16 protein-coding genes are annotated in these 19,740 nt (G+C 66.5%); 8 read left to right on the forward strand and 8 right to left on the reverse strand.

All coding sequences use genetic code 11. The features are described 5' to 3' along the window. The first annotated feature begins 2 nt into the window (after nucleotides 1-2). The 5 genes from lpxD to lpxB are packed head-to-tail and all read left to right on the forward strand — an operon-like array spanning nucleotide 3 to nucleotide 4,322. Nucleotides 3-1,028: a UDP-3-O-(3-hydroxymyristoyl)glucosamine N-acyltransferase gene (lpxD, locus tag L2D01_05605; protein WBQ11258.1), complete on the forward strand. Its 1,026-nt coding sequence runs from the start codon at nucleotides 3-5 to the stop codon at nucleotides 1,026-1,028. Then, on the forward strand, nucleotides 1,025-1,489 hold the full coding sequence (gene fabZ, locus L2D01_05610) for a 3-hydroxyacyl-ACP dehydratase FabZ (GenBank protein ID WBQ11259.1): 465 nt from the start codon (nucleotides 1,025-1,027) through the stop codon (nucleotides 1,487-1,489). The genes lpxD and fabZ overlap by 4 nt, the downstream gene beginning before the upstream one ends. After that, on the forward strand, nucleotides 1,486-2,274 hold the full coding sequence (lpxA, locus tag L2D01_05615) for an acyl-ACP--UDP-N-acetylglucosamine O-acyltransferase (GenBank protein WBQ11260.1): 789 nt from the start codon (nucleotides 1,486-1,488) through the stop codon (nucleotides 2,272-2,274). The genes fabZ and lpxA overlap by 4 nt, the downstream gene beginning before the upstream one ends. 1 nt (nucleotide 2,275) lies before the next feature. Continuing rightward, nucleotides 2,276-3,148, forward strand: coding sequence for a UDP-2,3-diacylglucosamine diphosphatase LpxI (gene lpxI, locus L2D01_05620; protein ID WBQ11261.1), 873 nt, complete (start codon nucleotides 2,276-2,278; stop codon nucleotides 3,146-3,148). Then, on the forward strand, nucleotides 3,141-4,322 hold the full coding sequence (lpxB, locus tag L2D01_05625) for a lipid-A-disaccharide synthase (protein WBQ11262.1): 1,182 nt from the start codon (nucleotides 3,141-3,143) through the stop codon (nucleotides 4,320-4,322). Before lpxI ends, lpxB begins: the two co-directional genes overlap by 8 nt. Before the next feature lie 96 nt (nucleotides 4,323-4,418). On the opposite strand, the gene L2D01_05630 is transcribed toward lpxB, so the two are convergent. From L2D01_05630 to L2D01_05650, 5 genes are all read right to left on the reverse strand, one after another. After that, on the reverse strand, nucleotides 4,419-5,351 hold the full coding sequence (locus L2D01_05630) for a hypothetical protein (GenBank protein ID WBQ11263.1): 933 nt from the start codon (nucleotides 5,349-5,351) through the stop codon (nucleotides 4,419-4,421). Between the two features lie 486 nt (nucleotides 5,352-5,837). Continuing rightward, nucleotides 5,838-7,142, reverse strand: coding sequence for a citrate synthase (gene gltA, locus L2D01_05635; protein WBQ11264.1), 1,305 nt, complete (start codon nucleotides 7,140-7,142; stop codon nucleotides 5,838-5,840). A gap of 63 nt (nucleotides 7,143-7,205) precedes the next feature. After that, entirely contained in the window at nucleotides 7,206-8,603 is a 1,398-nt protein-coding gene (gltX, locus tag L2D01_05640) for a glutamate--tRNA ligase (protein ID WBQ11265.1), read from the reverse strand. A gap of 144 nt (nucleotides 8,604-8,747) precedes the next feature. After that, entirely contained in the window at nucleotides 8,748-9,308 is a 561-nt protein-coding gene (locus L2D01_05645; protein ID WBQ11266.1) for a YceI family protein, read from the reverse strand. Nucleotides 9,309-9,431: 123 nt separating this feature from the next. Next, a complete protein-coding gene (locus L2D01_05650) occupies nucleotides 9,432-10,607 on the reverse strand; it encodes a deoxyguanosinetriphosphate triphosphohydrolase (protein ID WBQ11267.1) in 1,176 nt (391 codons plus the stop codon). 98 nt (nucleotides 10,608-10,705) lie between these two features. Between L2D01_05650 and erpA the strand changes: the two genes are divergently transcribed. Continuing rightward, complete coding sequence (erpA, locus tag L2D01_05655; protein ID WBQ11268.1) at nucleotides 10,706-11,035, forward strand: iron-sulfur cluster insertion protein ErpA; 330 nt, start codon at nucleotides 10,706-10,708, stop codon at nucleotides 11,033-11,035. 18 nt (nucleotides 11,036-11,053) lie between these two features. Next, the gene (locus tag L2D01_05660) at nucleotides 11,054-11,725 is read left to right on the forward strand and encodes a nitroreductase (GenBank protein WBQ11269.1); all 672 of its coding nucleotides are present in this window, start codon (nucleotides 11,054-11,056) and stop codon (nucleotides 11,723-11,725) included. Here L2D01_05660 and L2D01_05665 read toward each other — a convergent pair. Further along, on the reverse strand, nucleotides 11,722-13,773 hold the full coding sequence (locus tag L2D01_05665; protein ID WBQ11270.1) for a S9 family peptidase: 2,052 nt from the start codon (nucleotides 13,771-13,773) through the stop codon (nucleotides 11,722-11,724). The genes L2D01_05660 and L2D01_05665 overlap by 4 nt on opposite strands. A gap of 80 nt (nucleotides 13,774-13,853) precedes the next feature. Then, nucleotides 13,854-15,041 (reverse strand): hypothetical protein, encoded by a 1,188-nt coding sequence (locus L2D01_05670; protein ID WBQ11271.1) that lies wholly within the window; start codon nucleotides 15,039-15,041, stop codon nucleotides 13,854-13,856. 437 nt (nucleotides 15,042-15,478) lie between these two features. Between L2D01_05670 and L2D01_05675 the strand changes: the two genes are divergently transcribed. Beyond that, on the forward strand, nucleotides 15,479-17,932 hold the full coding sequence (locus L2D01_05675; protein ID WBQ11272.1) for a TonB-dependent receptor: 2,454 nt from the start codon (nucleotides 15,479-15,481) through the stop codon (nucleotides 17,930-17,932). Nucleotides 17,933-18,058: 126 nt separating this feature from the next. Here the strand turns inward: L2D01_05675 and aceB are convergent, their stop codons facing one another. Then, nucleotides 18,059-19,657, reverse strand: a complete 1,599-nt coding sequence (aceB, locus tag L2D01_05680; GenBank protein ID WBQ11273.1) for a malate synthase A — start codon at nucleotides 19,655-19,657, stop codon at nucleotides 18,059-18,061. Nucleotides 19,658-19,740: the final 83 nt, after the last annotated feature.

Genomic DNA, 19,740 nt, shown 5'->3' on the forward strand with positions numbered 1-19,740 from the left:
TCGTGGGGGCCGATCCGCGCTTCTTTGAGCGGCTCGGCCCGCTGACCGCGGGTGATCTGGCGGCGCGCACCGGTGCGCGCTGCGAAGGCGACCCGGCCGCGCCGGTCAACGACGTGGCCGAGCCCGCCACCGCCCCTCAGGGCGCGCTGGTGTTTCTCACCCGCGCCCCCGCCGAGCTCTTCTCGGCGCCGGGCGTGGTCGTGATCGCGCCAGACGCGGCGACTGGCCTGATTCAGGCCGCCGCCGTATTGGTTCATGAGGCCCCGCGCGCGGCGTTCGCCCGGGCGGCGGCGCTCTTTCTGACCCAGCGTTTTCATGACGGTCCTGACCTGATCGCGCCGTCGGCGCGGATCGATGCCTCGGCGCGCATTGCGCCAGGCGTCATCATCGGCCCTGACGCGCAGATCGGCGCTCATGCGGAGATCGATCCGGGCGTGGTGATCGGGCCGGGCGTGGTGATCGGCGCCCATACGCGCATCGGCGCGCGCGCCGCCTTGCAATGCGCGATTGTCGGCCAGCACTGCGATATCTCCGCGGGCGCGGTGGTCGGCGAGGCAGGTTTCGGGCTGGCCTATGAAGCCGGTGCGATCGTGACGCTGCCGCATCTGGGCCGCGTCCTCATCGAGGATGAAGTGACCATCGGCGCCAATTCCACCATCGACCGGGGCATGCTGCGCGATACGGTCCTGGGCCGCGGCTGCCGGATCGATAATCTTTGCCATATCGGCCACAACGTCACCGTCGGCCACCATGCGGTGATGGCCGCGTTTGCGGGCGTGTCGGGCAGTGTGGATATCGGGCCGGGCGCGCAGTTTGGCGGCCGGGTGGGGATCGCCGACCATCTCAAAATCGGCGCAGGCGCGCGCCTGGCGGCGGATGCAGCCGTGATGCGTGATGTGCCCGCAGGCGAGACCTGGGCCGGATCGCCGGCCCAGCCGCTGAAAAGCTTCATGCGGGAAACCGCGTGGCTGCGCCGCCAGAGCGGACGAAAGCCCAGGAAAGCCGAGCCGGGGGAGGGCGCAGCATGAGCGCGCAGGACATCATCACGCCGGACGAGATTCTGCGCCGCTTGCCGCACCGCCACCCCTTCCTGCTGGTGGACCGGGCTGAGCGCTATGTGCCGGGTCAGTCAATCCTGGGCATCAAGTGCGTGTCGGCGGCGGATCCCTATTTCCCCGGGCACTTCCCGGGCAACCCCGTCATGCCGGGCGTGCTGATCATCGAGGCGATGGCCCAGACCGGGGCCATCCTGATGTCCAAAACGCTGGATGCCGACATTGCCAATACCGTGATCTATTTCATGGGCGTGGACCATGCCCGCTTTCGCAAACCGGTGCGGCCGGGTGACCTTCTGGAAATGCCGGTGGAAGTCACCGCCAGCCGGCGCGGCGTGTTCAAGTTCAAGGGCGAGGCGCGCGTCAATGGCGTGAAATGCGCCGAAGCGGAGTTCGCGGCGACCTCCGCCCCGCGGGAGGCGGGCAACCCATGACGCAGATTCACCCCACCGCCATCATCGATGCGTCCGCGAAAATCGGGACGGATGCCGAGATCGGCCCCTATTGCATCATCGGTCCCAATGTGGAGATCGGCGCGCGCACGCGGCTGCACTCCCACGTCTCGGTGCAGGGCTGGACGAAGATCGGGGAGGATTGCATCCTGCACCCGTTCGTGGCGCTGGGCGAACCGCCCCAGGATTTCAAATACAAGGGCGGCGAGGTCCGGCTCGAGATCGGCGACCGCAATGTGCTGCGCGAACAGGTCACCATGCATCTGGGCACGCCCACGGCGCGCGGCATGACGCGTGTGGGGTCGGGCGGCTATTTCATGGTGGGCGCCCATATCGCCCATGACTGCATCGTCGGCGACAACGTGGTGTTCGCCAACAACGCCACGCTGGGCGGCGAATCCACGCTGGGCGATTTCGTGATCATGGGCGGGCTGTCGGCGCTGCACCAGAAATGCCGGATCGGCAAATACGCCTTCGTCGGCGGCGGTGCGGCGGTGACCGGCGATCTCATCCCCTATGGCATGGCGGACAATCACGGCTGGCTCGCCGGGCTTAATCTGGTGGGCCTGAAACGCCGGGGCTTCTCGCGCGAGACCATCCATAATCTGCGGGCGGCCTACCGCCTGCTCTATGCCGAAGAGGGCGCGTTCAACGAGCGCATCGAGGACGCGGCGCGCCTGTTCGCCAATGCGCGCGAAGTGATGGAAATCATCGAGTTCATCAGGGCGCCCGCCGCCCGGCCGCTTTGCTTCCCGGAACCGCGCTGACATGGCGGGCGCCTGGACGCGTCTGGGCCTGATCGCAGGCGGGGGCGAGCTGCCCGTCCATGTCGCCGAGGCCGCCCGGGCCGATGGCCGGCTGGCGACTGTTGTGGCGCTGAAAGGCTTCGCTGACCCGGCCCGGTTTGAGGGCGCGAAGACACGCGGGTTGGGCGAGCTGGGCGGGGTGATGAAGGACCTGGCGCAGGCCAGGTGCGACGCGGTGTGCTTCGCCGGCATTGTCAGCCGCCCGGACTTTTCCCAGATCAAGCCTGACTTCAAAGGCATCTCCGTGCTTCCCAAAATGATTGCGGCGGCGGCGCGCGGCGATGACGCCTTGCTGCGCACGGTGATCGGCGTGTTTGAAGCCGAAGGCCTGGCCGTGGTGGGCGCCGACGAAATCGCCCGCGAGCTGACGGCGCGCGAAGGCTATCTGGGTGCGCAGCGGCCTGACGAGGCCCAGCGCCGCGATGCGCTGCGCGCGCTCCATATCGCGGGCGTGATCGGCGCGGAGGATGTGGGGCAAGGCGCCGTGGTCTGTGACGGGCTGGTGCTCGCCGTAGAGGCGCAGGAGGGCACCGATGCGATGCTGCGACGCGTCGCGGATCTGCCCGCAACCCTTCGCGGCACGCCGCAGCAGCGGCGCGGCGTGCTCGCCAAGCGGCCCAAGCCGGGGCAGGAGCGGCGCATCGATCTGCCCGTGATCGGCGTGTCGACGGTGGAGGGCGCCGCCTGCGCCGGGCTGGCGGGCATCGCCGCGCCGGCGGGCGGCGCGCTGATCCTGGGCGCCGAGGCGGTGGCGCGCGCGGCTGAAGACGCAGGCCTGTTTGTCTGGATCGTCAATGATGCGGCGAGCGGCGACGGGGCGGTGGGCGATGGCTAGCCCGGCGCGCATCTATATCGCCGCCGCCGAAGCCTCGGGCGATATGCTGGGCGCCGAGCTGATTGATGCGCTGCGCCGGGCCGACCCCAACGTCCAGATCGCCGGCATGGGCGGAGCGGAGATGGCGCGCCGGGGCGTCGTGTCAACGTTTGATATTTCGGAATTATCGGTGTTCGGCCTGCTGGACGGGGTGCGCATCGTCAAGCTGGTCCATGAGCGGGCCGAGCAGGCGGCGGAGGCCGCGGCCGCGTTCGGCGCCGACGCGGCGGTGCTGATCGATTCCTGGGGCTTCATGCTGCGCCTGGCCTGGAAGCTGGAGGCGCGCGCGCCGGACATAAAGCGCATCAAATATGTCGGCCCGCAGGTCTTCGCCGCGCGCCGCGGCCGGGCGAAAGTCCTGGCGCGCCATGTGGATCACCTGCTGGCGATCCACCCGTTCGACGCTGAGTATTTCGAGCCCCACGGGCTGAAGACGACCTTCGTGGGCAATCCGGCGCTGGCGCGCGATCTGTCCGGCGACGGGCCGGCGTTCCGCCAGCGCCACGGGATCGGGGCGGAAGACGAATTGCTCCTGATGCTTCTGGGCAGCCGCCGGGGCGAGCTGGAGCGTCTGTTCGCGCCCTTCGCCGCTGCGGCGGGCCGCCTGCGCGAAGCCAGGCCCCAGACCCGTCTGGTCACCGCGCTGGCGCCCTCCATCGCGGTGCAGGCGCGCGAGATGATTGCGGCCGAGCCGGCTTTCTCCAATCTGGTGGTCGTGGATGCGCCCGAGCGCCTCGACGCGTTTCACGCCGCCGACGCGGCGCTGGCGTGTTCAGGCACGGTGACGCTGGAGCTGGCGCGCCTGGGCGTGCCGACCATCGCCGCCTATCGCCTGGGCTGGATGAACTGGGCGCTCGCCCGCTATGTCCTGATGAAGGCCAAATATATTTCGCTGGTGAACATCGCCGCCGACGAGATGCTGATCCCCGAATATGTCCAGATGGACTGCACCGGCGACCGGCTGGCGGAAGCCGCCTACGCCCTGCTGGAGGACGCCCGCGGCCGCGACGCCCTGTCAGAACGCCTGCGCGAGGTGACGGCGGTCATGGCCGGTGAGGGCGGCGATCCGGCGACGGTGGCGGCGCGGGCGGTGCTGGAGCTGGTGCGGGCGAAGGCGGGCGGCGTGCGGGTTTGAGGGTGTGGCGAGGGGGAGACGCCGTAGCGAGCAGCGGCTTGACCGGTTCGCCTTGCGCGCCACAGTGAATTAAAAATTTAGATGGACATTCATTATTTAAAATCGAGACATGCCGGGCAAAGACCAGCATAGGGACTCCGCATCCTGGAGTTTTCCCCAAAAGAATTCGCCGCCCAAACTCTCAAATCGATCTGCAGCAATTTGCTTGAATTGAGCTTCTACATCCTCCGCCGACTTCTTGTCCGGGAATGGCTGCGAATTCACGCGTAGCACCCATCGGCCGCTTGCCTTCGGTGGGATACCCGCGTTCAATTCAGCGCAACGGCGCTTCAGTGCGTTAGTTACTCCGATCTTCAGGGCAACCGATTTGTCGCCGAAGGATTTCTGCCTGCCAAGGAGCGCATGGCCGTCACCCTCGTAAGCTGCAAGGTATAGGAACGTCTCCCCATCTTCGTAAATCGAAGTCCTTTCGCCGAAACTTCCGGGAAACGCACGGGAAGGCTGGAAGGTTTGCCCGAACGCCATCACTTGCGCCTCGCAAGCAGTGATGGGCGGCTCGCCGTAGACGTTGACCTCACGGACCTTGATTTTCAGTGCTTGAGCAACTTCATCCGGATCCAAATCTGCGCCATGCACCGCAAGAGCCTGACCTGCTTCAGCCCGATAGGAATGGAATGCGATCCTTGAGATCATCATTTTCTCTTCGGCCCGCCAAGCGCGGCGGACCGGAATTGCATAGGTCCACTTTTCGGCCCAGCCTGCATCCCGTTTTCGATCTAAGCCAACCTTAGAAGCTTTTTCGTAATCACGGATCGGCGTTGCCTCGACCTCCAGAAAGCCGAGCACATATGATCGTAGTGGCTTCGCAGTCTCTGCGCTGCTGGCGCCATAGATCATTATAAGGTCGCCGTGATTTAGCTTGCGAAGATAGGCGTCGCGGGAACTTTCCCGCGTCCAGCCGACGTACCCGTCGTCCTCCGGGCTGAAGCCGTAGAACGATCGGATGCGGATCTTTTTGCCATCAGGCATTCCCGAACTCATTTGGCCTCCTTATAACGCTGTGCGCTTTGGGAAAAGGGGGCATACATCTTTTTCCGTGCCTATCTCCCTCACATCACCGGCTCGGGCACACCCGGCAAGAACGGCCGCATCGCCAACCGGCAGGAAATCGCAGCCGCTCAGCATGGGCGGCTTCCCGGCATGATGGCGGGAGAGAAGCGGCGCCAAACCACCCCCCTTGTCTGCCCGGGCGGCGCAGCCGGTCCGGGATCCATCCACCGATCATCTCCACCGCCGAGGCGGTTCAATCCTGTCGGGATGGATCCCGGAAAACCGCTTCGCGGTTTCCGGGAAAACAACGAGGGTTTCCGGGAAAACAAGGAGGGGTTTCCGAGACAGCAGGGAGAGGTTCCCGGACAACAGGGAGAGGTTCCGGGACAACAGGGAAGGATGACCTGGCCAGCGCGCGCCTGACGGTCCGCCAAGCGCGAACCGTCAGGGCGCCGTATACAGTGCCTACCGCTTGTCCAGCTTCACATAGCCGCGCTCGGGCGCGCCGGTGAAGACCTGGCGCGGACGGCCGATTTTCTGGCTGGGGTCTTCGATCATCTCGCTCCACTGGGCGATCCAGCCGACGGTGCGCGCCACGGCGAACAGCACGGTGAACATGTCGGTGGGGAAGCCCATCGCCCGCAGGGTGATACCCGAATAGAAGTCGATATTGGGATAGAGCTTCTTCTCGACGAAATACTCGTCCTCCAGTGCGATGCGCTCCAGCTCCATGGCCACGGCCAGCAGCGGCTCGTCGCGCACGCCCAGCTCGTCCAGCACGGCGTGGCAGGTGTCGCGCATCACCTTGGCGCGCGGGTCGTAATTCTTGTAGACGCGGTGACCGAAGCCCATCAGGCGGAACGGATCATTCTTGTCCTTGGCGCGGCGCACATACTCAGGAATGCGGTCCACCGAGCCGATTTCCTCCAGCATAGTCAGCGCGGCTTCATTGGCGCCGCCATGGGCCGGACCCCAGAGCGAGGCGATGCCCGACGCGATGCAGGCGAACGGGTTGGCGCCCGAGGAGCCGGCCAGACGCACCGTGGAGGTCGACGCGTTCTGCTCGTGATCGGCGTGCAGGATGAAAATCTTGTCCATGGCGCGCGCCAGCGTCGGGGACACGACGTAATCCTCGGCCGGGACGGCGAAGCACATGCGCAGGAAGTTGGCCGCGTAATCGAGCTCGTTGCGCGGCGTGATGAAGGGCTGGCCGATGGAGTATTTATAGGCGCGCGCGGCGATGGTCGGCATTTTTGCGATCATGCGGTGGGCCGAGATGGTGCGCGCCTGCAGGTCATTGATGTCGGTGGAGTCGTGATAGAAGGCGCTGAGCGCGCCGACCGTGCCGACCATGATCGCCATCGGGTGGGCGTCGCGGCGGAAACCGCGGAAGAACTGGTCGAACTGGTCGTGCAGCATGGTGTGCCGGCGGATCGTCCAGTCAAAGCTGTGCAGCTCGTCCTTGGTGGGCAGATCGCCATGCAGCAGGAGATAGGCGGTTTCGATGAAGCTGGCGTTGTCGGCCAGCTGGTCGATGGGATAGCCGCGATAGAGCAGCACGCCCTCATCGCCGTCGATATAGGTGATCTGGCTTTCACAGCTGGCGGTGGAGGTGAAGCCGGGATCATAGGTGAACACGCCCGCATCGCGGTAGAGGGTGCGGATGTCGATCACGTCCGGGCCCACCGAGCCGGCCAGGACCGGCAGGTCATAGGTCTTGCCGTTGATCGTCAGCTGGGCTGCGCCCTTGTTCTGAACCTTGTTTTTCATCTCGTCACCCTCGCTTCTGGCGGCTGGCCGGGCGCTGCGGGGCGCCCGTGGCCGGCGCGCCGGTCAAATCACATCATCGAGCCGGGCCAGGACTTCGTCGCGTCCAAGGATGGCCAGCACGAAACTCATATCGGGCGCGGGCGCGCCCCCCGTCATCGCCGCGCGCAGCGGCTGCCCGATCTTGCCGAAACCGACCCCTTCGGCTTCGGCGAATGCTTTCAAGACGCCGCCCAGCGCCGCCTCGCTCCAGTCATCATGGCCGGCGAGCGTCTGGCGCAGACGACCCAGACGCGCCAGCGCGTCCTCGTCCAGCGCCTTGGCGGTTTTGCCCGCCAGCGCCACAGGACGCAATTGCAGCATAAAATAAACCTGATCTTCCAGTTCGGCGAGGGTGGCGGCGCGCTCTTTCAGCGCGTCCATGCTGGCGCGTACCCAGGCGCGGCCCGTATCGTCGAGGCGCAGGCCGGGTTTGGTCTCCAGCCGTGCCCACAGAAGATCGGTGAGGCGCGCTGAATCGGCGCGCTTCATGTGGAAGGCGTTGACGCTGGCCATCTTGTCGAAATCGAGCCGGGCCGGCGATTTGTTCAGGCCCGCCAGATCAAAGGCGGCGACCATCTCGGCGTCGGTGAACAGCTCCTTGTCGCCATGGGACCAGCCCAGGCGCAAGAGGTAATTGCGCAGGCCTTCAGGCAGATAGCCCATATCCCGATAGGCCTCTACGCCCAGCGCGCCGTGGCGCTTGGACAGCTTTTTGCCGTCCGGTCCGTGGATCAGCGGGATGTGGGCGAAATGGGGGATATTCCAGCCCAGCGCGTCATAGATCTGGGTCTGGCGCCCGCCATTCACGAGGTGATCGTCGCCGCGGATCACATGGGTCACGCCCATATCGTGATCATCGACCACGACGGCGAGATTATAGGTCGGCGCGCCATCGGAGCGCAGCAGCACCAGATCATCAAATTCCTTGGCCGCCCAGCGCACTTCGCCCTGGACGCCGTCCATAATGGCCACATCGCGCTCGGGCGCCTTGAAGCGCACCACATAGGGCGCATCCGGCCCTTCGGACGGATCACGGTCGCGCCAGGGCGAGCGCAGGGCGCGGCCCTCGTCGAAGGCGGTCTGGCGCAGGACCTCCACCTCTTCAGGGGTGCACCAGCAGCGGAACGCCGCGCCGCGCGCGATCAGGGCGTCCACCACCTCGCGGTGGCGCTCAGCGCGCGCGAACTGGGACACGGCCTCGCCATCCCAGTCGAGGCCCAGCCAGCGCAGGCCGTCGAGAATCGCGGTGACGGCGTCGTCTGTCGAACGGGCCCGGTCGGTGTCCTCGATGCGCAGCTTGAACTGGCCGCCATGGCGGCGCGCAAACAGGGCGCTGAACAGCGCTGTACGGGCTCCGCCGATATGCAGATAGCCCGTGGGCGAGGGCGCAAAGCGCGTGATGATCGTTCGTTTATTTTGCACTTGCGAACGGGTGTTGCACTGCGGGAGCGCAGACTTAGCACGGGGCCCACGCGCAGTGATAGCCTCCCCCTGCCGTTTGCGTCAGGCAGGGGGAGGCGGACCTGTCAGGTCATCAGGGGCGGGGGCGGCGTGCGCGGATCGCGACTAGCGCGCGTCAGCCTCGATATGCAGGGCCACGGTGACGGTCTCGCCCACATTGCCGGCGCCCCAGCTGGACCCGGTGATCCCGAAGGCCGAACGCGACACTTCGAACTCACCCGCCGCCACGGCGCGGCCGCCATCAATCTCCAGCGTGAAGGCGAGCACCACCGGCTCCTCCACATCGCGGATGGTCAGGACGCCATGAGCTTCATAGCCGCCCTCCACGGCGCGCACATCGTCAGAGACGAAGCGCGCCTCCGGGTGGGCGCTGGCGGCGAGGCCTTCGCTGGACAGCATGGCCTGCTGATAGTCGCGCGTCGTCATGGTCCCGCTGGCGGTGCTTACCACCGCGTCGATGCGCGCGTCGGCGAGATTGTCCGGGTCGAGCGTGATCTGGGCGTCAAAATCGGTAAAGCGGGCTTCAGCGGGCGTGTTGAACACGGCGATCGCAGCGCGCACCGAGCTTGCCTCGCGGTCCAGCGCCCAGTCCTGGGCGGAGGCGGAGCTGGCGATGGCGAGCGAAGCGGTCAGGGCCTTGGCGAGGCGGGCGGTGAACTGGCGCATGAGGATACCTCATTGAATTGGGTGCGGCGGACGCGTCGTCCGTCTGTGTTCAATGAGATAAGGTTTCACCGCGCTGCAACAACGCGCCCGGTGCGAAAAGCCGTGCTTCCGCGCAGGAAACGCTCAGCGCCAGCCGTCGAGGCTGAACAGCTTGCGATGCTCGTCCACCGCGTAGCGGTCGGTCATGCCAGCGATATAGTCGCAGACCGTGCGCGCCGTGGCTTCGCCGCCCGCGCCGTCGCAGGTTCTTTGCCAGGTGGTGGGCAGGAGCTGCGGGTCTGACAGGAACGCCGCGAACAGGTCGCGTACGACCCGTTTGCCCTTTTCCTTCATGCGCTTGACCTTGTAGTGCAGATACAGGTTCGCATAGAGGAAGCGGCGCACGGCGGCGAGTTTCTGGGTCATGGCTTCAGAGAACGCCACCACCGGCTGGTCGAGCGCGCGCACCGCGTCCGGGCTGTCCGCGCCGCACTGGCTGAGGCGGTGGCGGGTTTCGGTCAGGACGTCGGAGACCATCAGCCCGATGAGCTCACGCACGGCTTCGTGAATGAGGATGTCCTGATTGATGCCTGGATAGCGGGCGCGCACGCCCTGGAAGACCGGCCCGGCCAGCGGCAATTCCATCAGCTGATCGAGGGTGAGGATGCCCGAGCGCAGCCCGTCATCGATGTCGTGATTATTGTAGGCGATGTCGTCGGACAGGGCGGCGATCTGAGCTTCCACGCCGGCATGGGTGTGCAGCTCCAGCGCGCGCCAGCCCTCATAGGCGGTGAACCCCCAGGCCAGCGCCTCCGGCCCAGCGCCCGGCGCCAGCAGCGGGCCGTTATGCTTGACCACGCCCTCCAGCGTCTCCCACGACAGGTTGAGGCCCTCAAACTGCGGATAGCGGTGCTCCAGCTTGGTGATCACGCGAAGGGTCTGGGCGTTGTGATCAAACCCGCCAAAGTCCGCCATGGCGTCCTGGAGCGCATCCTCGCCCGAATGGCCAAAGGGGGGATGACCCAGATCATGGGCCAGCGCGGCGGCTTCAGCCAGGTCCTCGTCTGCATGGAGCGCGCGCGCCAGGGTGCGGGCGATCTGGGCGACCTCCAGCGAATGGGTGAGGCGGGTGCGGTAGGCGTCCCCCTCATGGGCCACGAAGACCTGCGTCTTCTCTTTCAGGCGGCGGAAAGCGCTGGAATGGATGATCCGGTCGCGGTCGCGCTGGAAGGCGGTGCGCATGGCGCTTTCAGGCTGCGCAAACGCCCGCCCCCGGCTGTGGGCAGGATCACAGGCATACGGCGCGCGGGCGTGTGTCATCGGGAGCAGGGTCTTCCATGGCGGGCTATGGCGGTCCATATACTGTGGTGCGCCGGTAAACGAAACCGGCGGCGGCGCGAGACGCAATTGAGGCGAAGATGAGCAATCCCCAGATCACCCTGTCAGAGACGGCGGCCCGCCAGATCAAGGCCGTGCTGGCCAGCCAGAACAAGGCGTTCCTGCGCGTGTCTGTGGTGGGCGGGGGCTGTTCGGGCTTTTCCTACAAATACGATCTGGAGGCCGAAGCCGCTGAGGATGATCTGCGCATCGAGCGCGACGGCGCCACTGTGCTGGTCGATCCGATGAGCGTGGAGTTCTTGGACAAGTCAGAGATTGACTATGTCGACGAGCTGATCGGCGCCAGCTTCCAGATCCGCAATCCCAACGCGACAGCCGCCTGCGGCTGCGGCGTCAGCTTCGCGGTCTGATCCCCAGGGGGGCTTCCCATGACTGTATCCGAGGCGCTCAAGGCGCGCATTTCCACGCGCGCGTTTCTCGACACGCCGGTTTCCAGAGACGAGATCGAGGCGATTCTGGAGGAGGCGCGCTGGGCGGCGTCGGGCGGCAATCTTCAGCCCTGGCATGTGATCGCGGTGTCCGGCGAGGCGCGCCAGCGCGTCATGGATGCGGTGCAGGAGAAGCTCCAAACCGATCCCTTCGCCAATGAAGCCGACTTTCCAGTCTATCCGGAAAGCCTGTGGGAGCCCTATCGCTCGCGCCGCTTCCAGGTGGGTGAGGACATGTATGCGCTGCTGGGCGTGCCGCGCGAGGACAAGGGCGCGCGCTTTGCCCATCTGATGGAGAATTACCGCTTCTTCGGCGCGCCCCAGGCGCTGTTCTTCGCCATCGACGCGCGCATGAACCCGAACCAGTGGGCGCATCTGGGCATGTTCATGATGTGCGTGTGCCTGACGGCGCAGGCGCGTGGCCTCGCCACCTGCATGCAGGAAGCCTGGACGCCCCATTGCCGCACGGTGGGGAAGGCGCTTGGCGTGGAAGCGCCGCTGCAGATCTATTGCGGCCTCGCCATCGGTCACGCCGACCCGGACGCAGTGGTCAACCAGCTGCGCTCACGCCGCGCCGGGGTGGACGAGTTCACGCGGTTTGAGGGGTTTTAATCCTCATCACCCTGCCCGCCATGCTGGTTGAACCAGGCGATGATATGCCCGGTCTTGTAGAGAAGACGCGAGGGGCGGGAATCGGCGATGCCGTGGAAGGTGTCGGGTATGCGCACCAGCCGGCTCTCAATCCCGCGGATCTGCAGGGCATTGTAATACTGCTCGGCCTCGGCCACGGGCGTGCGCCGGTCCTCGGCGCCGACAAACACCATGGTGGGCGCGCTCACATTGCCGACCAGCGAGAGGGGCGAGCGGCGCCAGTATTCCTCCGGCTCGTCCCAGGGCGTCACGCCGAACCAGTAGCGGTGGATCACCGGCCCGATATCGGAGGCCAGCGCGAAGCTGGTCCAGTTGATCACCGGCTTGCCGACCGCTGCCGCGCGCCAGCGCTCATCGGTCCCGATCAGCCAGGCGGTCAGCACCCCGCCGCCTGATCCGCCCGTGACATAGAGCCGGTCCTCGTCAATGAAGCCGCGCGCCAGAAGGGCGTCGACGCCGGAATTGAGATCATCCACATCGCTGCCGGGATAGTCCTTGTCGATCAGGTTGGCGAAGTCCTGGCCGTAGGAGGTGGAGCCGCGCGGATTGGTGTAGAACACCACATAGCCTGCAGCCGCCATGAGCTGGACCTGACCGGAGAATTGCGGGCCGTAAGCCGTGTGCGGGCCGCCATGAATCTCCAGGATCATCGGCCACTGGCGCTCCGGATCGAAGCCCGGCGGATAGGCGATCCAGCCCTCGATCTCGCGCCCGTCGGCTGAGCTTTCCCAGGTGAAGCGCTCCACCCGCGCCAGATCGCGCGCGCCCAGAACCCCGGCATTGAGATCGGTGAGGGTGCGCGCCTCGCCGCGGCGTGCGCCGGCGCCCACATTGGCGAGATCCTGCGCACTCGCCACCGGCGCGGCCCAGCGGCCATTGGTGGACACTGAAAACATGCCCGACGTGTAGGGCCGTCCGATGGTCAGCCCGCCAATACGGTCGGTAACCCGGTCCAGCCCGCCATTGAGCCCGGCATAGCCCAGCACCGTGTGGCCGCGATCATCAAAGCGCACCCACAGCCCGCGCCCGTTCCCGTCCCACTCAGCCTGCGCGATGCCCCGGTCGAGATCGGACAGAAGGCGGCTGGGTTCCCCGCCTGACAGGGGCATTGTGTAAAGCCGGTTGTCCTGGTGGGAGTAGGTTTCGCGATCCGTGCGCAGGAAGGCCAGCCTGCGCCCGTCCGGGCTCAGGCGGGGGCTGCGCTCGGCGCCGGGCAGGTCGGTGATCTGGCGCGTCTCGCCGTCAGCGGCGCGCACCGCCCAGATATCGGATTCGCGAAAATCAAATCCGTCCTGCGCCCGCCCGCCATGGCTGAACAAAATCTCGGCGCTGTCGGCGGTCCAGGTGAGCCCGCTGATCGACCCGTTCTCGATGCGCGTGACCTGACGCGGCGCGCCGCCATCGGACGCCATGACATGAATCTGCGCCGCGCCCGGCGGCAGATCGCCGATCCCGTCAGCCTGATAGCCGATGGTCTCATCCACACGCGGCGCCGCCGCCCATTCGGCGCCCTGGGGCCGCTCGGGCAGGCCGATATCCACCTGGACGCCTTGCCCCGGCACGAACATGGTGAAGGCGATCTGCGCGCCGTCGGGCGAGATGCTGATCTGGGAGGCCCCGCGTGGCAGGCGCGCCAGGCGGGCGCTGCGCGCATCTTCGGTCCAGGCCATGCGCAGCTCGGTCTGCCCGTCCTCGCTGGAGAGATACACGAGGCGGCCGGAATCCGGCGTCCAGACCGGGCTGGCGTAGTCGCCGGCGCCGGTGATCAGCGGGCGGTGGCCGCTCCCGTCAAAATTCACCAGCCAGATCGAGCCGCGCATGCGGTCGCTCATGATGTCGGCCGAGCGGCGCTGATAGGCGATGGTGCGCCCGTCCGGGCTGATTTGCACGTCGGCGGCCATCTCAAGCGAGAACACGTCGGCGAACTGGAGCGGGCCGGCTTCCGCGTGCGCAGACGCGGCGGACGAGACGGCCAGCACGGCCCCGGCGGTGAACGCAAGCATTTTCATGGGCGTAACCCTCCCTCGGCATTGAACCGCAGGGTAGGGCGGCGTGCGCGGCGATGGCAAGGCGCGATGGCCTCAGCCGATCAGGCGGCGCGCGCCAGCAGGCCGGAGCGGGTCAGGCGGTAAGGCGCTTTCGGGGCGGTCAGTACGCCTATGGAGGGGCCAGCCAGAAGGCGGGCGGGCGAGCGCACGCCCAGACGCACCGCCTCCCAGCTTTCCAGATTGTCCAGATAGGCGCCCGCTCCGGTGCGGCGCACCAGCGCCATGAAGCGGTCCAGATCGGTACGGATGGCGGCGTCCGATCCGGTGGGGAAATCCGCGCCGATCAGGGCCGGGCGAATTTCTGTGAAGGGGTCAAGGGTCATGGCGTCGGCGGGCGCATGGACGAAAAGCTGCCCGGCGTGCTGGGACATCATCCGTCCGGTCTCGGCCAGCGCGGCGCGGGGCGCGTCCAGCGGCGTGTCCTCCAGCCGCACCCAGATCATCGGCTTGATCGCCGGGCCCAGGGCTGACAGGCGGGTGATATAGGCGGCGCGGCAACGCGCCTGGGACAAGCTGTCATAGCCCGCCGGCACGATGAGGGCGCAGCGCGTGCCGGCCTTGATGAGCGTCTCCAGGGCGGCGGCGGCGCGATCCAGCACCAGAAGGTCCAGCGCCAGACGCGCCTCGGCGCGGCGCGCGCCGCGGACGATGGCGCCATTGACCAGCCAGCCGCGCCCGTCCCTGGCCAGGCGCCGCGCGCGCAGGAAGAACCCGCCCACCGCTTCATTGCGCGCATCCCAGGCGGGCAGATAATCCAACGCGTCAATGCGCAGCGTGTCCAGCGCGTCCGGTTCCGGCGCGGCGGGCTTCGGGCCGGCGGTGCGGGGCTCGGCCTCGGGACGCGAGCGCGCGAGGGCGGCTTCAAATTCCGACAGGCTCAGGCGTTCGCTGTGGCCATCGACTTTCAGGCCGCCCAGCTCCTCGTCGCCCATGAAGAAGGTTTCCAGCTCCTTGCGGATCGCCTCGGTCAGGCGCACGGCCGGTTCGCCGGTCAGCGCCTTGAAGATCACCAGAAAGCCTGTGGCGCAGGGGATGATCAGATCATCCTCGGCGATGCGCCGCTCGATCATGGAGCGAGAGGCCAGAAAGGCGCGCTCGCGCAGCTGAGGCCACAGCGCGCCGGCCGCCTCGCGGACCGGATCGAGATTGACGAACTGGTAGCGGCCCAGATCGACATGGTCGACGCTGGCCAGGTGCTTTTTGAGCAGCCGCATGACGGCGTCCTGCATATCCGGCTCCCATCTCCCAGCCGGGACAGTGTGGCGCCGATAGGTTGTGACTTGGTAAGCGGCGCAGACTGATGCGCCGAAGATGAATCTGCTCGACGCGCCGCCGTCCTCCGGGCTAGTTATACGCCATAACGGTGCTGTTGCGCTGCAACAAGGACCGGTCAGGGAGGACGCAACGCCCGGTGTCGCAAGACGCCGGGCGTTTGCTATTCCACCCAGAGCCGCCGCCGAGGCGGCCATTAACGTGACCTCTTTGCAACAGTTCCGTGAAAACTGCCGTGAAAGCGGGCTCTCCGCATCACGATGCGCGCCCAAGTGCTGTGAAGACAGGTTCAAATTACCCGGCAAATCGGCCAACCTGACGAAAGAACAAAGATGTTGCGCTGCAGCATAATTATGGCGACGCCTAAACATTCGCCCGAGGAGGACACACCACCATGACCACCCGTTTCACCCGTACCGCGCTCTACGCAGCGGTCTCGTCGCTTGCCCTGAGCGGCGCCGCGTTCGGCCAGAGCTCTGACGAGCCTGTCGCCAGCGAGCGCCGGACCATCGACGTCGTCACAGTGACGGCTCAGCAGCGCGAACAGTCGGCCCAGGACGTGCCGATCTCGCTCGGCGCCTACGGGGCTGCGGAACTGCGCGCCGCTGGCGTTCAGGATATCAAGGACCTGATTTCCATCGCGCCGGGCCTGATGGTCACGTCGACCCAGGCGGAAACCATCACGACCGCGCGTATCCGCGGCATCGGCACGGTGGGCGACAATTACGGTCTTGAAAGCTCGGTCGGCGTGTACATCGACGGCGTGTTCCGGGCGCGCAACGGGGTCGGCTTCTCCGACCTGGGCGAGATCGAGCGCATTGAAGTGCTGCGCGGGCCGCAAGGAACGCTGTTCGGCAAGAACACCTCGGCTGGCGTGCTGAATATCGTCACGGCCTCGCCGGAATTCGAGTATGGCGGCGCGCTGCAGGCTGACATCGGGAATTTCAATCACCGGCGCTATTCGGGCCATTTCACCGGCCCGATCGGCGGGGACACGCTGGCCATGCGCCTGTTCGCCGCGGTCGGCGAGCGTGACGGCTTCACCGACATGACCCTGCGCCAGCCGGGCGGGACGCGCGAGGTCGATTCCGAAACCAATGACTATTACACCTTCCGCGGTCAGGCCTTGTGGGTCCCCAGCGATGTGGTGGAAGGACGCTTCATCGCCGACTACACCCGGCGCAACGAGTTCTGCTGCTCCGCCGTGCAGTGGCAGACGGCCCCCGGACCGGCGGCGCTGATCGGCGCGGTCGGCGGCCAGGTGCTCAATCCGGCCGATCCGTCGGAGCGCCGCGCCTTCGCCAACCGCGAGTACCAGCAGCAGGTCACCGATTACGGCTTCTCGGCCGAGTTCGACTTCGAGCTGCCGATCGGCACGCTGACCACCATCACCTCCTGGCGAAACTGGACCAACCAGCGCACCCAGGACATCGACTACACCTCGGCTGACATCGCCTATCGCGGCGACGGCAACTCGACCGATCTGACCCGCTTCGACCAGGAAGTGCGTCTGACCGGCGTCGCCGGGAATCTCGACTGGCTGGTCGGCGGCATCATCTCCCACGAGGATCTGGAGCTGAACGACGCCATCCGTTTCGGTGCGGACTGGGAAATCTACCTGGGTCTCGCCGCGTCGGGCGGGGCTGATCCCTTCTTCATCTCCAACACGCTGAACGCCGTCGCCGGGGCGCCGATTTTCGCACCGGGCCAGGCCTTGCCAAACGGATCGGGCGTCAACCAGGACGTCTACAATCAGACGGGCCGTAGCTGGGCGCTGTTCACGCACAACACCTACCAGCTCACCGACCAGCTCGCGATCACCGGCGGTCTTCGCTACACCAGTGAAACCAAGGACGTGTTCGCGACGTTCTCCACCAGCCCGACGCCGGGCTGCGCCTTCCTCGAGACGGTGTTCGGACCCGATCCGATCGCCGGCGCGGCGGGCACGCCGCTTGCGGGCCTGGTGCCGCTGATCTGTCTGCCGTATGCGCGCACCGGACTGGACGCGACCGGCTATGACCGCCAGCGCACCGACGAGGAGCTGTCAGGCACCCTGCGGGCCACCTACGACATCAATGACGACGTGATGCTGTATGCCGGCTTCTCGCGCGGCTTCAAGGCGGGCGGCTACAATCTGGACCGCGAGTTCAACGGTCCGGTCGTGGGCGGTTCCTTCGTTGATTCCGACAGCTCGTTCCGGGCTGAAGTGATCGACGCCTATGAGGTCGGCTTCAAGTCGCAGCTGCTTGACAACGTGCTGCAGCTGAACGGCAACTTCTTCTATCAGGAGGTCACCGACTTCCAGCTCAACACCTTCACCGGTCTGGCCTTTGTGGTTCAGAACATCCCGGATGTGGAGACCTACGGCGCCGAGTTCGACTTCAACTGGGCGACCCCGATCGACGGTCTCGATATCACCGGCGGCTACGCCTATGTGAACGCGACCTATGGCGACAATCTGGGCCCGCTGCCGACGGCGCTCACCCGCCTGCCGGGCCAGCAGATCTCGCTCTCGCCGGAGCACTTCGTCACCGGTCAGGCGATCTACCAGCAGCCGATTTCAGACACGCTGCTCTTCCTGGCCGCGCTCGATGCGCGTTGGGTGTCGGAATACAACACCGGCTCCGACCTCGCTCCGGGCAAGGAGCAGGACGCCTTCACGACGCTCAATGGCCGTCTCGGCCTTGGCTCGATGGACGGACGCTGGAATGTGGAACTCTGGGGCCGCAACCTGACCGACGAGACCTATGTCCAGGTCGCGTTCGACCAGTTCGCCCAGACCGGCACGTTCGGCGGCTTCCTGGGTGCGCCGCGCACCTGGGGCGTCTCCCTGCGCACCGAGTGGTAGGCAAAGGTATCTGACCCGGGCCGCAAGGCCCGGGCCGGACGTCAAGAGAAAGGCCGGGTCCCGCAACGGGCCCGGCCTTTTTCATGTGTCGATGTGAGATCCTCTTCGAGAGCCCGCGCGAGGCGCTCAGGCCTCTTTGACCTTCTCATAGGCGGGCAGGGTGAGGAATTCCTCGAAACTGTCAGCCAGCGCCAGATCCTGCAGGATCGCCTGGGCTTCGGCGAAGCGTCCGGCCGTCCAGGCATTCTCGCCCAGCTCGGCGCGGATGGCGCCGCCGGCGCCGGTGATGGCGGCGCTGACGCGCGCTGCGTCGATCACCCGGCCATCATCGGTCTTTGCGCCGTGGACGCGCCACTGCCACAGCTGGGCGCGGCTGATTTCGGCGGTGGCGGCATCCTCCATCAGATTATGGATCGGCGCCGCGCCGCGGCCCTGCAGCCAGGAGGCGATATAGCGGATCGCCACATCGGCATTGCCCGCAAGGCCCGCCTCGGTGATCGTCCCCTCCACAGGGGTCAGCAGCGCTTCGCGGTCTTCAATGAGCTCGCCCTGCTTGGCGAGCTGATTGGGGCCGGGCATGACCGCGTCGAACGCGGCCTTCGCCACCGGCGCCAGCGCCGGATGCGCCACCCAGGCGCCGTCATGGCCGAGGCCCGCTTCGCGGGTCTTGTCGGCCTTCACCCGCTCCATGGCGGCGGTGTTGGCGGCGTCATCGCCCTTGACCGGGATGAAAGCGCTCATCCCGCCCATGGCATGGGCGCCGCGCCGGTGACAGACAGCGATCAGGCGCCTGGCGTAGGACGCCATGAAGGGCGCGGCCATGGTCACCTGACCCCGGTCGGGCAGGATACGGCCGGGATCGGACTTCTGACGCTTGATATAGCTGAAGATATAGTCCCAGCGCCCGGCATTGAGGCCGGTGATGGACTGGCGCAGCTCCCACAAAATCTCGTCCATCTCGAACACCGCCGTGATGGTCTCGATCAGCACCGTGACCCGCACCGTGCCGGGTGTGAGGCGCAGCGCCGTTTCGCAATGACGGATGACCAGCGCCCACAGGCGCGCCTCGAACCGCGTCTCCAGCTTGGGCAGATAGAAATACGGACCCGTGCCGCGCCGGGCGAGTTCGGCGTGGTTATGGGTGAGGTACAGAACGAAATCGAAGAAGGCCCCCGCCACCGGCGCGCCGTCGACGCTCACATGGGCTTCATCGAGATGCAGGCCGCGCGCGCGCACGATCAGCACGGCCGGGTCATCTTTCAGCTTGTAGGATTTGCCGCTGGCCCCATCGGTGAAGGCGATGGTGCGATGGACCGCATCGCGCAGATTGATCTGGCCCTCCATCATATTGGTCCAGCTGGGCGTGGAGGCGTCCTCGAAATCGGCCATGAAGCATTTCACGTCCGCATTGAGGGCGTTGATCACCATCTTGCGGTCCACAGGCCCGGTAATCTCGACGCGCCGGTCCTGCAGATCGGCCGGGGCGGGCGGGACCGTCCAGTCGCCGGCGCGGATCGCGGCGGTCTCGGCGGGGAAGTCCAGCTGCTCCTCGCCGGAATCCAGACGCGCCTGGCGCGCGTGGCGCTCGGCCAGCAGGCGAAGGCGCTCGGCGTCAAAGCGCCGATGTACGTCGGCCAGCAGGGCCAGGGCGTCAGGGGTGAGGATCGTGTCGAATCCGGGGTGCATCGTCCCATGAATGGCGACGCCGTCGGGCAGAGTGTTCATCAATTCATCCGTTCTTGCGGCAGGCTATCAGAGCAGCGCCCGGATCCGGCGACAAGCCGGATCCGGGCGCTTAGGCGTCCCCC

The organism is Hyphomonadaceae bacterium ML37 (assembly GCA_027627685.1).
Taxonomy (GTDB): Bacteria; Pseudomonadota; Alphaproteobacteria; order Caulobacterales; family Maricaulaceae; genus Oceanicaulis.

Bases quoted from the DNA above. Each gene is read 5' to 3' on its own strand.
- fabZ (WBQ11259.1), top strand. From the start codon at position 1,025: ATGAGCGCGCAGGACATCATCACGCCGGACGAGATTCTGCGCCGCTTG.
- lpxA (WBQ11260.1), top strand. From the start codon at position 1,486: ATGACGCAGATTCACCCCACCGCCATCATCGATGCGTCCGCGAAAATC.
- lpxI (WBQ11261.1), top strand. From the start codon at position 2,276: ATGGCGGGCGCCTGGACGCGTCTGGGCCTGATCGCAGGCGGGGGCGAG.
- lpxB (WBQ11262.1), top strand. From the start codon at position 3,141: ATGGCTAGCCCGGCGCGCATCTATATCGCCGCCGCCGAAGCCTCGGGC.
- L2D01_05630 (WBQ11263.1), bottom strand. From the start codon at position 5,351: ATGCCTGATGGCAAAAAGATCCGCATCCGATCGTTCTACGGCTTCAGC.
- gltA (WBQ11264.1), bottom strand. From the start codon at position 7,142: ATGAAAAACAAGGTTCAGAACAAGGGCGCAGCCCAGCTGACGATCAAC.
- L2D01_05645 (WBQ11266.1), bottom strand. From the start codon at position 9,308: ATGCGCCAGTTCACCGCCCGCCTCGCCAAGGCCCTGACCGCTTCGCTC.
- L2D01_05650 (WBQ11267.1), bottom strand. From the start codon at position 10,607: ATGACACACGCCCGCGCGCCGTATGCCTGTGATCCTGCCCACAGCCGG.
- erpA (WBQ11268.1), top strand. From the start codon at position 10,706: ATGAGCAATCCCCAGATCACCCTGTCAGAGACGGCGGCCCGCCAGATC.
- L2D01_05660 (WBQ11269.1), top strand. From the start codon at position 11,054: ATGACTGTATCCGAGGCGCTCAAGGCGCGCATTTCCACGCGCGCGTTT.
- L2D01_05665 (WBQ11270.1), bottom strand. From the start codon at position 13,773: ATGAAAATGCTTGCGTTCACCGCCGGGGCCGTGCTGGCCGTCTCGTCC.
- L2D01_05670 (WBQ11271.1), bottom strand. From the start codon at position 15,041: ATGCAGGACGCCGTCATGCGGCTGCTCAAAAAGCACCTGGCCAGCGTC.
- L2D01_05675 (WBQ11272.1), top strand. From the start codon at position 15,479: ATGACCACCCGTTTCACCCGTACCGCGCTCTACGCAGCGGTCTCGTCG.
- aceB (WBQ11273.1), bottom strand. From the start codon at position 19,657: ATGAACACTCTGCCCGACGGCGTCGCCATTCATGGGACGATGCACCCC.